This window comes from Caballeronia sp. INDeC2 (genome assembly GCF_023631325.1).
In the GTDB taxonomy this organism is placed as follows: domain Bacteria; phylum Pseudomonadota; class Gammaproteobacteria; order Burkholderiales; family Burkholderiaceae; genus Caballeronia.
Genome location: NZ_JALQDG010000021.1, coordinates 155,160 through 170,424 on the forward strand (window position 1 = coordinate 155,160; position 15,265 = coordinate 170,424).

Here is a 15,265-nt window from a genome sequence, read left to right on the forward strand (position 1 = left end):
TCACGCGGTCAGCAAAATCAGACCGCTGCGGCGCCGCCGACGATTTCCGACAATTCTTTCGTAATCGCGGCTTGGCGGCTCTTGTTGTAGACGAGCTGCAGTTCGTTGATCACGGTCTTCGCGTTGTCCGACGCGGCTTTCATCGCGACCATGCGCGCCGATTGCTCCGACGCCATGTTTTCCGCGACCGCCTGATACACGAGCGCTTCGACGTAGCGCACGAGCAACTCGTCCACCACGGTCTGCGCGTCCGGCTCGTAGATGTAGTCCCACGAGGTCTTCGGCGTCACGCCGTCTTCGTTCTTCGCGTCGAGATCATCCACGGACAACGGCAGCAGCTGCTCGATCACCGCTTCCTGCTTCATCGTGTTGATGAAGCGCGTGTACGCCAGGTACACCGCGTTGATCTTGCCTTCCGAATACAGGTCGAGCTGCACCTTGATCGCGCCGATCAGCTTTTCCAGATGCGGCGTGTCGCCCAGTTGCGTCACTTGTGACACGACCTTGGCTCTCAGGCGATTCAGGAACCCGAGACCCTTGCCGCCGATCGCCGACGCTTCGATCTGGACACCGCTCTGATCGAGTTCCTTGATCTTGTTCAGCGACGCACGCAGGATGTTCGTGTTCATGCCGCCGCACAGACCCTTGTCGGTCGTGACGAGGATCAGGCCGGCCGTCTTCGCGCCCTTGTTCTCGACCATGAACGGATGGCGATACTCCGGGTTCGCCTTGCTCATGTGCGATGCGATTGCGCGGACCTTGTCGGCATACGGACGGGCGGAACGCATACGCTCCTGGGCGCGGCGCATCTTGGATGCGGCGACCATTTCCATCGCTTTCGTGATCTTGCGCGTGTTTTGCACGCTCTTGATCTTGCCGCGAATTTCCTTCATTCCAGCCATTGCTTACTCCTTGATCGAAGCCGCGCGATGTTGCATTTTCAACGCCGACATCGCGCGTTGCTCCTCAGTCCCGATCAATAAGCGCCCGACTTCTTGAAGTCCTTCAGCGCGGCATGCAGTGCGCCTTCGTCGTCCTTCGACAAGTCTTTATTGTCTTCGATGCGCTTAATCAGATCGCCGTGGCTGGTCTTCAGGAATTCGCGCATGCCCTTTTCGAACGGCAGAACTTGCGAGACTTCGAGATCGTCCAGATAGCCGTTATTGGCTGCGAACAGCGCGACCGCCAGTTCCCACACTTGCAGCGGCTGATACTGCGGCTGCTTCAGCAGTTCCGTCACGCGGCGGCCGCGCTCGAGCTGCTTGCGGGTGGCTTCGTCGAGGTCAGATGCGAACTGCGCGAACGCGGCCAGTTCACGATACTGCGCGAGGTCGGTACGGATACCGCCCGACAGCTTCTTGATGACCTTGGTCTGAGCCGCACCACCGACGCGCGACACAGACACGCCCGCGTTGATTGCGGGGCGGATACCGGCGTTGAACAGGTCGGTTTCAAGGAAGATCTGGCCGTCGGTAATGGAGATCACGTTCGTCGGAACGAACGCGGTCACGTCGCCGGCTTGCGTTTCGATGACGGGCAGTGCCGTCAGCGAGCCACTCTTGCCTTTGACTTCGCCGTTGGTGAACTTCTCGACGTAGTCTTCCGAGACGCGAGCCGCACGTTCGAGCAGACGCGAGTGCAGATAAAACACGTCACCCGGGTATGCTTCACGGCCCGGCGGACGGCGCAGCAGCAGCGAGATCTGGCGATACGCCCATGCTTGCTTGGTCAAGTCGTCATAAACGATCAGCGCGTCTTGACCGCGATCGCGGAAGTATTCGCCCATCGTGCAGCCGGCGTACGGCGCGAGGTATTGCATCGCGGCCGATTCCGAAGCCGAAGCCGCCACGACGATGGTGTACGCCATCGCGCCGGTTTCTTCGAGCTTGCGCACCACGTTCATGATCGACGAAGCCTTCTGGCCGATCGCGACGTAGATACAGAAGAGGTCTTTGCCCTTCTGGTTGATGATCGCGTCGACGGCCACCGCGGTCTTGCCGCACTGGCGGTCGCCGATGATCAGCTCACGCTGCCCACGGCCGATCGGCACCATCGAGTCGATCGACTTCAGACCCGTTTGCACCGGCTGCGACACCGACTTACGCCAGATCACGCCCGGAGCGATCTTTTCGATTGCGTCCGTTGCCTTCGCGTTGATCGGGCCCTTGCCGTCGATCGGGTTGCCGAGCGCGTCGACCACGCGGCCGATGAGTTCCGGACCCACCGGCACTTCGAGAATGCGGCCCGTCGTCTTGACGACGTCGCCTTCCGAGATGTGCTCGTATTCACCGAGAATAACGGCGCCGACCGAGTCGCGTTCGAGGTTCAGCGCGAGGCCGAAGGTGTTGCCCGGGAATTCGAGCATTTCGCCCTGCATCACGTCCGACAGGCCGTGGATACGCACGATACCGTCGGTCACGGAGATCACGGTGCCCTGGTTGCGAACATCCGCGCTCGCTTCAAGGCCCTGGATCCGGCTCTTGATCAGCTCGCTGATCTCAGAGGGATTGAGTTGCATTATTCGCTCCTGATAGTCAATTCTGTTGCGTGCCAGCTTCAGACACGGTTGATCGCTTAAGCGGTCAGAGCCGTCTGCATGCTGGCGAGGCGCGCGCGGACCGAGGTATCGAGCACTTCGTCGCCAACCGTCACGCGAACGCCGCCGATCAGCGACTGATCGACTTCGACGATCGGCTTCAGCTTGCGCTGGAACTTGCGTTCGAGGCTTGCAACGAGGTCGTTCAACTGTTCGCCTTCAAGGGGGAACGCGCTCACGATGTGAGCATCGGCAGCACCTTCACGGGCGTTCTTCAGCTCGTCGAACTGGACGGCGATTTCCGGCAGCAGCGGCAGACGATGGTTCTCGACCAGCATACCGACGAAATTCTTCGCCTGGGCATTGCTTTGAGCCAACGGCGAGTTCACTGCGGCGAGCAGGAGATCGACGATCTGCTGGCGGCTCACCTTCGGGCTCGAAGCGACCGATTCCACTTCGGGCAGACGCGCAACCTGTGCCAGCTCCTCGACGAAGGTGGACCAGCCCGCGAGATCGCCAGTTTCGGCCACGCGGAACAGCGCTTCTGCGTAAGGACGAGCGATGGTTGCAAGTTCGGCCATGATCAGAGCTCGGTTTTGAGTTGATTCAGCAGATCGGCGTGAGCTTTCTGATCGACTTCGCGTTTCAGAATTTGCTCGGCGCCCTTGACGGCCAGCGCCGCAACTTCGGCACGCAGCGTTTCACGCGCCTTCACGACTTGCTGTTCGGCGTCCGCCTTGGCTTGCGCGACGATGCGCGCGGCTTCGGCTTGAGCGTTGGCCTTGATTTCTTCTGCGACTGCGGCGGCGCGCTTTTCAGCGTCGGCGATGCGTTGCTGGCCGTCGTTGCGCGCTTGCGCGAGTTCCTGGTCGACGCGCTTGTGCGCCGCTTCGAGTTCCGCTTTGCCCTTGTCGGCGGCGGCGAGGCCGTCGGCAATCTTCTTCGAGCGCTCGTCGAGGGCGTTGATCAACGGCGGCCACACGAACTTCATCGTGAACCACGCGAGGATCAGAAACACGACCATTTGCGCAAACAGGGTTGCGTTGAGATTCACGGTGTTTCCTTAAACGTTGCTTGATCGGAGGTGAAACGGTTAAAAGGCGCTCATCGGCTTGTTGAGCTCGATCAGCGCCTCACCCGTTCCGTTCAGGCGTCTTTGAAAGTCAGACGCACAGAGTTCCGAGGAACCTCAGCCTGCGAGCTTCGAGAGCAGCGGGTTCGCGAACGCAAACAGCATTGCCACACCAACGCCGATCAGGAACGCCGCGTCGATCAGACCAGCCAGCAGGAACATCTTGGTCTGCAGCGGGTTCATCAGTTCCGGCTGGCGGGCGCACGCTTCGATGTACTTGCCGCCCATCAGACCGATACCGATACAGGCGCCGATTGCACCCAGGCCGATGATGATGCCGATACCGATGGCGGTCAGACCCTGGATGTTGGCGATGAAAGCTTGCATGATCACTCCTTTGATTAAAGACTTTGGAACTGGATTTATAAAAACGAAGACCTAAAACCTGAACGATTCCGGAACGTGCCGCAACGCGTCAGTGTGAGTCATGCGCCTGGCCGATATACACCAGCGTCAGCATCATGAAAATGAACGCCTGCAACAGCACGATCAGAATGTGGAAGATCGCCCAAACCGTGCCCGCGACCACATGGCCGATGAAGCCGAGCACAGAAGCGTCCGCACCGAACGTCCACATGCTGCCCAGAAGGGCGATCAGGAGGAACAGCAGCTCGCCCGCGTACATGTTGCCGAAAAGCCGCATGCCGAGCGAAACCGTCTTGGCGACGAACTCGATGATGTTCAGCGCGAGGTTCGGAATCCACAGCAGCGGATGCGCGCCGAACGGAGCGGACAGCAGCTCATGCACGAAGCCGCCTGCGCCCTTGATCTTGAAGTTGTAGTAAATCATCAGCACAAACACGCCGAGCGCGATGCCGATGGTGCCGTTCAGGTCGGCCGTCGGGACGATGCGATGATGCGGCAGCGCTTCCGACAGACCCAGCCAGCCGATGACGCGGCCCGGCAAATCAACGGGGATGAAGTCGAGCGAGTTCATCAGGGCGACCCAGACGAACACGGTCAGCGCGAGCGGAGCGATGAAGCGGCGGCTGCCGTGAATCATCGACTTCGACTGATCTTCGACCATTTCGACCAGCATCTCGATGGCGCACTGGAACCGGCCGGGAACACCGGAGGTCGCCTTGCGTGCGGCAAGACCGAGAATGATGATGGTGACGAGACCGCACACGATCGACCAGAAAAGCGTGTCGAGATTCCAGACGTGGATATCGAAAATCGACGTCTGTGCGTGCGTGGAAAGATTCTGCAAGTGGTGCGCAATGTACTCGGACGGATCCAGAGCGTGCGTTCCTTCGCTAGCTGCCATATCGTTAAAGCCACCCAAATTGTCAAAAATCTTTCGATACCTGCCGCTTCCGAGCCGCCGCATCGCGTTGCGGCTCCGGGTCGGGAGGCCCGAGTGCGGAGCGTGGTCCGCACCTGTTCATCTGTGATGCTACTTACAACTCGTGCTGCAGGCACTTACCTGAGACGTCAAGAATCGTCACCGCAGCGCCATTGCAACCCAGTATGTCTTCAGGGCGACGATGTACGTGACGAGCAGCGGCAACCACAACGCACTCTTGTACCAGTACGCGACCGCCACGAACATGGCGATCGTCGCGCCCATCTTGAGCGCTTCGCCGATCATCCAGCTCATGATCGTCTCCGCGCCGCTTTTTGCTCTGAGGCGCGCGGCGAACAAAGCGCTCGGCAGCCAGCAGATTGCTCCCCCCAGAAATGCGGACAGCGCAGCATCGCCCGGCGGCTTGTAGAACAGCCACCACAACAGCGTCGCACCCAGGGATAAAACCATTTGCGCTGCCACCACCTTAAACGGCGTGACACGCGATGGACGACTCACCTCGGGCCCAAACAGCTTCTGTGCCTGATCCCGCGTGAGCGGAACGATATTGTTATCTTGCGCTTCGGCATCCCACGCGTCGGCAGACGAACTGCGCGGCCGATTTCCGGAGGCATTGGCCTCGCCGGTTGCGTGAGCGTTCGGCGCTCGATTTTCCTCTCGCACCGTCTTCAAACCTTCAACCAAAAGTCCGGGAAATCACCTTGCGCTTTCGAGGTGGCCTAGCTGATAAATCCGGGCGATTGTAAGCGATTGTTGTCGGGGATTCAATAGTTTAGGTGTGTCAAAAGCCAAGCGGACGAACCTTAAAAATCGGTCTCAAAAGCGAGACTTTTCTTGCAATTGCAAGGAGATTCTCGGTCCTTGGCAGAGTGTCCGTGAAGCGTCAAACGAGCACCCAGCCAATGGCCATCGCCACGATCCAGAATGGGATCGACACCATGTGAAACGGCATCCACATGCCCTTTTCGCCCGACAATCGCACGGCGATCAGATTGGCCAACGAGCCGATGGCGACGCCGAATCCGCCGACGCTGACGCCAAACGCGAGCGCGCGCCAGTCCTTCGAAAACTCCGCGAGCACGATGGCGGCGGGCACGTTGCTGATCGCTTGCGAGAGAACGGCGCCGGCCGCATATGCACGCGTCGGCGTGCCGATTCCGATATGGGCAATGCCCGCGTGAATCGACGGCAACGCGGCCGCGCTGCGCAGCACAATGAACATCATCACGAAGATGAGCAACAAGAGCCAGTCGATCTTGAGCACGACCTGGCGACGCCACAGCAGAAAGAGGATGGCGAGCACGGCGAGCGCAGGGCCGGCATGATGCGCATCGGCCAGCGCCACGAACGCGGCGAATGCCAGCACGCTCACGCCGCACAACACGCGATCGACGCGATGTTCTTCGACATCGCCGGACAGATCGAGCGGTTCGGCGCGGAACATCGCGAACGTGACGATGCCGAGCAGCGCCATCAACGCGGCGCACAGCGGCAGCATCGCCCAGACGAACGCGGGGAAGCCGACGCCGCTCGTCTGCCATAGAAAGAGGTTTTGGGGATTGCCGAGCGGTGTGAGAATCGAACCTGCGTTGACCGACAGCGCGATCACGATGACGAGCCGCTTGATCGGCAGCGGTGCGAGCTTGTGGAGCGACAATGCGAGCGGCACGACGGCAAACAGCGCGACGTCGTTGGTCAGCACGGTCGACAAACCTGCGGCAAGCGCGACGAGCAGCAGCGCCAAGGTCCGCTCGCCGTGAATGTGATGCACGAGCCGGTGCGCGGCCCACATCAGGAATCCTGATAATTCGATCGCCTTGGTCAGAACCAGGAGGCCGGCGAGCGTGAGCACAGTCTGCCAGTCGACGAGGCCGGGCAGCGACGTCCACGGACGCGGACGCGCGATCTGCAGCACGACGAGCGCGAAGACGAGGATGGCGAGAACCGGCTCCTTCGAGACGGCTCTCCAGATGCGCGCGAAAAGGTCGGAACGTGTCCGCTTGACGTTGAATTCGGACAAGATGCGCGTGAATCAGGCGGCCGGAGTCGGCGTTTCCATGCTGCCGCGCAGCTTGCTCAGGATGCCTTCGAGCGAGTCGAGCGTGCCGAAATCGATCGTGACCTTGCCGCGCCCTCTTCCGCCCAACTTGATCTTTACGTTCGCGGAAAGCAGATCCGACAGTTCTTCTTCCAGGCGACGCGTATCACGTCCGCCGTCGTTTGCGGCGCGTGCTTTTGTGGCAGGAGCTTCCTTGGTCGTCACTGCGACCAGGCGTTCGGTTTCACGAACCGACAAGCGGCGATTGACGACGTGATTCGCGAGCTGAATCTGCGTCGCGGCGTCGACGGCGAGCAGCGCGCGCGCGTGGCCCATGTCGAGATCGCCGGCGAGAAGCATCGTCTGGACGGGCGCTGCGAGGTTCAGCAAGCGCAGCAGGTTCGATACCGCGCTGCGCGAACGCCCGACCGCTTCGGCCGCCTGTTCGTGCGTAAAGCGGAATTCGTCGAGCAGACGCTGGATGCCCTGCGCCTCTTCCAGCGGGTTGAGATCCTCACGCTGAATATTCTCGATCAGCGCCATCGCGGCGGCTGCCTGATCCGCCACGTTTTTCACGAGCACCGGAACTTCGTCGAGCCCCGCAAGACGCGCGGCGCGGAACCGTCGCTCGCCCGCGATGATTTCGTAGCGATCGTCGCTGACCGAGCGCACGAGAATCGGCTGCATCAGACCTTGCGCGCGGATGCTCGCCGCGAGTTCCTGGAGCGCGCCCTCGTCCATCCGCGTGCGCGGCTGATACTTGCCTGCTTGCAGCTTATCGAGCGGCAGCACCGAAGGGGTACCCTCGCCACGCACGGCTTCCGTAATGTCGACGCTGCCGCCGAGCAATGCATCCAGGCCGCGGCCCAGACCTTTTTTCTTCATCACAGCGCTCATTTCGGTTCCTCCGTCGGCGTTCTCTGCCGCATCGAATGGGTTTGCTTAATTCACGTTGAGCGCGCGCACACGCTCGATCATTTCAGTGCCGAACTGGATATACGCCTGCGCGCCGCGCGACGACTTGTCGAAGACAACGCCGGGCAGCCCATAGCTCGGCGCTTCAGCAAGACGAACATTGCGCGGAATCACGACATCGAACAACTTGCTGCCAAAGTGTTGCTTCAGCTGATCCGACACTTGTTGCTGCAGGGTAATTCGGGGATCGAACATCACGCGCAGGAGGCCGATCACCTTCAGGTCGCGGTTCAGATTCGCGTGCACCTGCTTGATGGTGTTCACCAGGTCCGACAGCCCTTCCAGCGCAAAGTACTCACACTGCATCGGAATCACGACGCCGTGCGCCGCGCACAACGCGTTGAGCGTCAGTAGCGAGAGCGCCGGGGGGCAATCGATCAGTACAAAGTCATAGTCATCGACTACTTCGGCAATGGCAGCCCGGAGAATTCCCTCGCGATTTTCCATCTCCACGAGTTCGACTTCGGCGCCCGCCAGCTCGCGATTCGCTGGCAGCACGTCATATCCCACAGCTTCCGGGCGCGTGCGCGCCTCGCGCAGGGTGACGCCATCGACGAGCACTTCATAGACGGTGTTCTCGCACGTCGCCTTGTTGATGCCGCTGCCCATGGTCGCGTTGCCCTGCGGGTCCAGGTCGATCAACAGCACGCGCTGACCCAGCCCCGCGAGGCTGGCCGCGAGATTGACCGCTGTCGTGGTCTTTCCAACGCCGCCCTTCTGATTTGCGACGCAGAAGATTTTTGCCATCGTTTAGTGTCCTCGTTTCTTCGCTGTCAGAAGATCAGCGTGCCTGGAATGCCGGATGGAAACCGTGCAGCGGACCGTCAAGTTGGCTCGACGGCAATCTCGACGAGATGCCGTTCTGCATCGAGCATCGGAACATTCAGGCGTTCGATGCCGAGCACCGTGGCTCCGGCCGGAACGCGCGCGGCCTCGGCATCGGGCCTGACACCCTTCATCGCCAGAATCCGTCCATTGTCGGCAACCAGATGACGCGCAAGTGTAACGAAATCGGAGAGCTCTGCGAATGCGCGCGACACGATTAAATCGAATTTTCCGGAGACTTCAATTCCCGGACGTAAACTTTCGACGCGGCCAGTGACAACCGACAGATTGTTCAGACGCAAGTGCACCTTCGCCTGGGACTGGAACGCGGTTTTCTTATGAACTATGTCGTTGAGCGTCACGCGCAATTCCGGAAGTGCGATCGACAGCACGATGCCGGGTAAACCGCCGCCTGAGCCGACGTCCAGTGCTGTCGCCGGCCTCCGTGCGGATACAGCCGGGACGATCGCGAGCGAATCAAGGATGTGCTGGATCAGCATCTGCTGTGGATCGCGAATCGCCGTCAGGTTGTACACCGAGTTCCACTTGCCAAGAAGTGCGACGTAATCGAGCAGCTTCTGGATCTGCGTTGATGACAGCGCAATGTCGAGTTCCGCGACGCCCTTCTCGAGTGTCGTCGCCAAGGATGAGTTGCGCTCCGTCATTGAACCGCCGTTGCTGAATCGTTGCCAGACGAATCGCGGCCACGGCGGCCCGCGCCGCGCTTTAGGTGCACCATGAGCAGCGAAATCGCAGCCGGCGTGATGCCGGAGATTCGAGACGCCTGCCCGATCGTCTCCGGGCGATGCTGAATCAGCTTCTGGCGGGCTTCGAAGGACAAGCCACGTACGTCGTTGTAGTCCAGTCCTTCCGGCAGGCGCGTGTTTTCCTGCGCACCATTACGTACGATCTCGTCGGCCTGCCGCTCGATGTAGCCTTGATATTTGACGCCGATTTCAATTTGTTCTTTGATCTGGGCGAGCAGGAGCGGGTCATCCGAGAGTGCAGTTTCGGGCCCACAGGCGCCCTCACGAAGCTGGCAGATTCCGTCGTATGAAATGCCGGGACGTCGCAACAGGTCGGCAAGACTGTATTCGTGATCGATTGGTTTTCCCAGCAATGCTGTGGCTTCGTCCGCCGGCAATGTCTTTGGATTGACCCATGTCGAACGAAGACGCTGTGTTTCACGTGAAACAGCATCGCGCTTGCGACTGAAGGCATTCCAACGGACATCGTCGACGACGCCCAGGTCGCGCCCGATCTCCGTCAGGCGCATATCGGCGTTATCTTCACGCAGCGATAGACGGTATTCTGCGCGGCTCGTGAACATCCGGTACGGCTCCGATACGCCGCGCGTCACGAGATCATCCACCAGAACGCCCAGATAGGCCTGATCACGACGCGGTGACCACGCCTCCTTACCTCGAACTTGCAGACCAGCGTTCATGCCCGCCAGGAGCCCTTGCGCGGCCGCCTCCTCGTAGCCCGTCGTGCCGTTGATCTGCCCGGCAAAAAACAAACCGTTAATCGCCTTCGTTTCAAGTGAAGCCTTCAGCGCGCGCGGATCGAAGTAGTCGTATTCGATCGCGTAGCCGGGCCGAAGGATGTGCGCGTGCTCAAGACCGCGCATCGAGCGGACAAGTTCGAGCTGAACGTCGAACGGAAGGCTCGTTGAGATGCCGTTCGGATAAAACTCGTTCGTCGTCAGCCCCTCGGGCTCCAGGAAGATTTGGTGGGCGTCTTTGGACGCGAAACGATGAATCTTGTCCTCGATCGACGGACAATAACGCGGCCCGACGCCCTCGATGACGCCCGTATACATCGGCGAACGATCGAGGCCGGAGCGGATGATGTCATGCGTCTGCGCATTCGTATGCGTGACCCAGCACGGCATCTGACGCGGATGCTGCTCCACGCGCCCGAGGAACGAGAACACAGGAATCGGATCGAGATCGCCCGGTTGTTCTTCGAGTTTCGAGAAGTCGATCGTACGGCCATCGATACGCGGCGGCGTGCCCGTCTTGAGGCGACCTTGCGGCAGTTGCAACTCCTTCAGACGCGCCGAAAGCGACACCGCAGCAGGATCGCCCGCTCGGCCACCGACGTAATTGTTCAACCCGACGTGGATTTTTCCGTCCAAGAACGTGCCGGCGGTCAATACAACAGCGCGTGAGCGGAAACGGAGGCCAACTTGAGTGACGGCACCCACGACGCGGTCGCCCTCGACCATCAAATCTTCGACGGCTTGCTGAAACAGCCACAAATTCGGCTGATTCTCAAGCCGATGCCGGATCGCTTGCTTGTACAGAAGCCGATCCGCCTGCGCACGCGTCGCCCGAACTGCTGGCCCTTTCGACGAGTTGAGAATGCGGAACTGAATCCCGGATTCATCGGTAGCCGCGGCCATTGCGCCGCCGAGCGCGTCGACTTCCTTGACGAGATGGCCTTTACCAATGCCGCCAATCGACGGATTGCAGCTCATCTGCCCCAAAGTCTCGATATTGTGGGTCAAAAGAAGCGTTTTACAGCCCATGCGCGCTGAGGCGAGCGCCGCCTCCGTGCCCGCGTGACCACCGCCGACGACGATCACATCAAATTCTGTGGGATAAAGCATGAGATCTCGTGTACGAACGACACGAACCCGAAGAGAGAATAGCGTTGAATTATAACGGCTTCTTCCGTCGCCCGAATTCCGCCTCTCGGCCAAGGGGCGAAAAAAAAGCGTGTTTCACGTGAAACACGCCTTCCGAAACCTCGCGAGCGAGGCGTCTAAGCCACTTTTTTCGTCAGGCCAAGGTAAGTCTCAATGACTTGCGGATTGTGCTGAAGTGAATCCGCGTTTCCCTCCAACGCGAACTCACCGGTTTCGAGCACGTAGCCATAGTCGGAGATTTGCAGAGCGGCGCGTGCGTTCTGCTCGATCAACAACGTTGCGACACCGGTCTGCCGAAGCGCGCTAATAATGTGGAAGATCTCTTTCACGATCAGCGGTGCGAGTCCCAAGCTGGGTTCATCGAGCATGAGAAGTTGTGGCTTTCCCATCAACGCGCGACCGACGGCCAGCATCTGCCTCTCCCCGCCCGACAATGTTCCGGCCGCCTGCTTTCGCCGCTCCTTTAGTCGCGGAAAGAGCTCGAACACATGATCGAGTTGATCAAGAAAGTTTCGCTCCCCCGCCTTCTTGCGCCGATACGCGCCGAGCACGAGATTGTCTTCCACCGACATAGTCGCAAACAACTCGCGCTTTTCCGGCACCAGACACATTCCACGTCCAACGCGACGCTCGATCGCCACCGCCGATACATCTTCGCCAAGATACCGGACCACGCCTTTCGCATGCCCCGTTTGCGGCAACGCGCCCATGATCGCGTTAAGGAGCGTTGACTTTCCTGCACCGTTGGGTCCGATCACCGAGACAATTTGGCCCGAACCGACTGTCAACTTGCCATCGTGCAATGCTTCGACCTTGCCGTAGCGCACGGACAGGCCATCCACTTGCAGAATCGGATCTATAACTGCGTTTGATTCCTTCGCCATCACTCCACCCCGCCCAAATATGCTTCGAGGACCGCTGGATCCTTTTGGACGTCCGTCGGCAATCCTTCTGCGATCTTCGTACCGAACTCCATCACGACGAGCCGATCCGTCAGATTCATCACGAAGTCCATGTCGTGCTCGACAAGAAGAATACTCATCCCTTCGGCGCGAAGCTTACGCAGCAAATCGGCCAACTGTAACTTTTCTTGATAACGCAGACCTGCAGCGGGTTCATCGAGCAATAGCAAAGTCGGATCGCAGCACAGCGCCCGCGCGATTTCCAGAATCCGCTGCTGACCTAGCGCGAGACTTCCGGCTTCGCTGTAAATATGCTTTTCCAGTCCGACGCGCTTGATCTGCTTCGCCGCTTCGCTCATCAACCGCGCCTCCTCGGCAGCGTTCAAGCGCACGACGCTGCGCCAAACCCCGGTGTTGCCACGCAAATGCGCACCGATCGCGACGTTCTCCAGCACGGTCATGCCGGGAAGCATCTTCACGTGCTGAAACGTCCGTCCGATGCCCCGCTTGACGATCTCTCGCGAAGTCAGCTTCTCGATGCGCTCGCCGTTGAAACTGATAGACCCGCTAGTCGCCTGAAGAACGCCCGTCACAAGATTGAAAGTCGTCGATTTGCCCGCGCCATTCGGTCCAATCAGTCCAATGATCTCGCCCGCCCTCACTTGGAAGCTCACGTCGTTGACCGCGACGAGTCCGCCGAACTGCTTGCGCGCCTTCTCGACCACCAGCAAGCGCTCGCCCGCGCCCGGTTTGCTGCGCTGCGGCAAAGCGTCGCCATGATCCGGCACATGCGCGCGCGGCCCGCGCGGAAAGAGGCGCGCTACGAACGGCCAGACGCCCTGTCGTGCGTATTGCAGCAACAGCACCATCACGACGCCGAACACGATGATCTCAAAATTGCCGTTCGACCCGATCAGCTTGGGCAGAAGGGTCTGAAGATAGTCCTGTAGAACGGTGAGAATCGTCGCGCCGAGAATCGCACCCCACACATGCGAGACGCCGCCGACTACCGCCATGAACAGGAACTCGATGCCGTGATTCAGTCCAAACGGCGTCGGATTCACAGCCCGCTGCAAATGGGCGTATAGAAAGCCCGATATGGCGGCGAGAACCGCTGCGTAAATGAAGATGACCACGCGCATCCAGGCCGTGTTGACGCCCATTGCTTCGGCCATCGTGCCGCCGCCACGTAACGCGCGGATCGCCCGCCCCGGGCGACTATTAAGCAGGTTTTGAACAGAAATCACCGCGAGCAGTACCACAACCCAAATCAGGTAATAAATGCTGCGGCCCGATTCCAGCTCCCAGCCAAAAATGTTGAGCACGGGAATGCCGTTGATGCCGTCGTACTTTCCGAGCAACTCCATATTGCCGAACAGATAGAACAGCGACAGCCCCCAAGCGATCGTTCCTAGCGGTAGAAAGTGCCCGGAGAGGCGCATCGTGATGAGGCCGAGCAGCAGCGCGATGAACGCCGTCAGCACGACGCCCGCGATCAGCGCGAGCCACGGCGAGACACCGTATCGCGTCGTCAGAAAGGCCGTCGCATACGCGCCCACGCCGACGAACGCGGCCTGCCCGAAGCTGGTCATCCCGCCGATGCCCGTCAGCAGCACCAGCCCGATCGCGACGATCGAATACAAGCCGATATAGTTCAGCAGCGTGATCCAGTACTCGGGCACGGCGACCGGCCGGGGCAGGATCGGAAGAACGAACACGATCAGCAAAAAGATCCAGAAAGAACGGAATTTCATCGGCTTATTCCTCGTCTTCATCCGAATGCGGGCTTGCCAGGCTTCGCCACAGCAGGACCGGAATAATCAACGTGAAGACGATCACCTCCTTATAAGCGCTCGCCCAGAACGACGAATACGATTCGAGCAGACCGACGAGGAGCGAACCCGCCGCCGCGAGCGGATAGCTCACCAGACCGCCCACGATCGCGCCCACAAAGCCCTTGAGGCCGATCAGGAAGCCCGAGTCGTAGTAGATGGTCGTGATCGGCGCCACGAGCACGCCGCACAGTGCGCCCAAGCCTGCCGCGAGCGTAAACGCGAGGCGGCCCGCCTGCGTCGTGCCGATGCCGACGAGCCGCGCGCCCAACCGGTTCACCGACGTCGCGCGCAAGGCCTTGCCGGAGATCGAGCGGTCGAAGTAAAAGTACAGTGCGACGATCAGCACGACAGCCGTCCCCACGACCCACAAGCTCTGCCCGGAGATCGACACGCTGCCGAAATTGAACGTGGCGTCCGAAAATGCCGTCGTGCGCGAGCCTTCCGCGCCGAACATCACGAGCCCGAGGCCGACCATCGCGAAGTGCACCGCCACCGCCACGATCAGCAGCAACAGCGTGCTCGCCTCCGCGATCGGCTCATAGGCGAGTCGATAGACGAACGGTCCCATGGGCACGACGATGAGAAGCGTCAGGGCGATCTGCACGATCATCGGCAGAGGCTGTGCGAAGGCCGCCTGCGTGATTCCCCAAACCGCGACGGGAAACAGCAGATACTTGCCCGCAAGCACTGCAAGCAAGCGCGCGATCTGGCGATATCGCGCAGGATGCCGAACGATGCCGGCAAGTTCCGCGACAAAGCATCCGACGCCCATCGCGATGAGCAAATAGCAGGTCGCGGGCAGCTTCTGCGTTTGCAGCGCGGCCAGCGTGAGCGCGCCGTACGCGACGAACTCGCCCTGCGGAATGAAAATGACGCGTGTCACGGAGAACACGAGCACCAAAGCGAGCGCGAGCAAGGCGTAGATCGCACCCGTGGTGATCCCGTCCTGCGCGAGGATCGCCGCAATCGATAAGTCCATACTTCCTCTTCGAAGCTTCTTTCAAACAGGCGACGCGAGAACAGCCGCCGGAACATGGTCAAAGCGGCGCGCCGTTGCCGGTGC

At 60.2% G+C, this 15,265-nt stretch carries 15 protein-coding genes; all 15 read right to left on the reverse strand.

Translation table 11 applies throughout. The features are described from left to right. Positions 1-17: 17 nt before the first annotated feature. The 15 genes from atpG to NCS28_RS13580 all read right to left on the reverse strand — a co-directional run bounded on the left by atpG (position 18) and on the right by NCS28_RS13580 (position 15,181). Positions 18-902: a F0F1 ATP synthase subunit gamma gene (gene atpG, locus NCS28_RS13510; protein ID WP_250514281.1), complete on the reverse strand. Its 885-nt coding sequence runs from the start codon at positions 900-902 to the stop codon at positions 18-20. Between the two features lie 74 nt (positions 903-976). Further along, positions 977-2,518, reverse strand: coding sequence for a F0F1 ATP synthase subunit alpha (atpA, locus tag NCS28_RS13515; protein WP_250514282.1), 1,542 nt, complete (start codon positions 2,516-2,518; stop codon positions 977-979). 56 nt (positions 2,519-2,574) lie between these two features. Continuing rightward, positions 2,575-3,117, reverse strand: a complete 543-nt coding sequence (locus tag NCS28_RS13520; protein ID WP_250514283.1) for a F0F1 ATP synthase subunit delta — start codon at positions 3,115-3,117, stop codon at positions 2,575-2,577. Positions 3,118-3,119: 2 nt separating this feature from the next. Beyond that, on the reverse strand, positions 3,120-3,590 hold the full coding sequence (locus NCS28_RS13525) for a F0F1 ATP synthase subunit B (RefSeq protein ID WP_250514284.1): 471 nt from the start codon (positions 3,588-3,590) through the stop codon (positions 3,120-3,122). Between the two features lie 135 nt (positions 3,591-3,725). Then, positions 3,726-3,995, reverse strand: a complete 270-nt coding sequence (gene atpE / locus NCS28_RS13530) for a F0F1 ATP synthase subunit C (protein ID WP_007180033.1) — start codon at positions 3,993-3,995, stop codon at positions 3,726-3,728. Positions 3,996-4,083: 88 nt separating this feature from the next. Next, positions 4,084-4,935: a F0F1 ATP synthase subunit A gene (gene atpB, locus NCS28_RS13535; protein ID WP_250514285.1), complete on the reverse strand. Its 852-nt coding sequence runs from the start codon at positions 4,933-4,935 to the stop codon at positions 4,084-4,086. 177 nt (positions 4,936-5,112) lie between these two features. After that, positions 5,113-5,646: an ATP synthase subunit I gene (locus NCS28_RS13540; protein ID WP_250514286.1), complete on the reverse strand. Its 534-nt coding sequence runs from the start codon at positions 5,644-5,646 to the stop codon at positions 5,113-5,115. A gap of 211 nt (positions 5,647-5,857) precedes the next feature. Further along, positions 5,858-6,994, reverse strand: coding sequence for an SLC13 family permease (locus tag NCS28_RS13545; protein WP_250514287.1), 1,137 nt, complete (start codon positions 6,992-6,994; stop codon positions 5,858-5,860). A 12-nt stretch (positions 6,995-7,006) separates the two neighbouring features. Next, positions 7,007-7,909 carry a ParB/RepB/Spo0J family partition protein gene (locus NCS28_RS13550; RefSeq protein WP_250514288.1) on the reverse strand — a complete coding sequence of 301 codons (903 nt, stop codon included), beginning with the start codon at positions 7,907-7,909 and terminating at the stop codon, positions 7,007-7,009. 45 nt (positions 7,910-7,954) lie between these two features. Then, entirely contained in the window at positions 7,955-8,734 is a 780-nt protein-coding gene (locus NCS28_RS13555) for a ParA family protein (protein ID WP_250514289.1), read from the reverse strand. A 77-nt stretch (positions 8,735-8,811) separates the two neighbouring features. Beyond that, positions 8,812-9,477, reverse strand: a complete 666-nt coding sequence (gene rsmG, locus NCS28_RS13560; protein ID WP_250514290.1) for a 16S rRNA (guanine(527)-N(7))-methyltransferase RsmG — start codon at positions 9,475-9,477, stop codon at positions 8,812-8,814. After that, positions 9,474-11,426, reverse strand: coding sequence for a tRNA uridine-5-carboxymethylaminomethyl(34) synthesis enzyme MnmG (gene mnmG / locus NCS28_RS13565; protein ID WP_250514291.1), 1,953 nt, complete (start codon positions 11,424-11,426; stop codon positions 9,474-9,476). The genes rsmG and mnmG overlap by 4 nt, the downstream gene beginning before the upstream one ends. Before the next feature lie 155 nt (positions 11,427-11,581). Beyond that, positions 11,582-12,349 (reverse strand): ABC transporter ATP-binding protein, encoded by a 768-nt coding sequence (locus tag NCS28_RS13570; protein ID WP_250514292.1) that lies wholly within the window; start codon positions 12,347-12,349, stop codon positions 11,582-11,584. After that, positions 12,349-14,121, reverse strand: coding sequence for a branched-chain amino acid ABC transporter ATP-binding protein/permease (locus NCS28_RS13575; protein ID WP_502801186.1), 1,773 nt, complete (start codon positions 14,119-14,121; stop codon positions 12,349-12,351). The genes NCS28_RS13570 and NCS28_RS13575 overlap by 1 nt, the downstream gene beginning before the upstream one ends. Before the next feature lie 4 nt (positions 14,122-14,125). After that, the gene (locus tag NCS28_RS13580; RefSeq protein WP_250514294.1) at positions 14,126-15,181 is read right to left on the reverse strand and encodes a branched-chain amino acid ABC transporter permease; all 1,056 of its coding nucleotides are present in this window, start codon (positions 15,179-15,181) and stop codon (positions 14,126-14,128) included. Positions 15,182-15,265 lie beyond the last annotated feature (84 nt).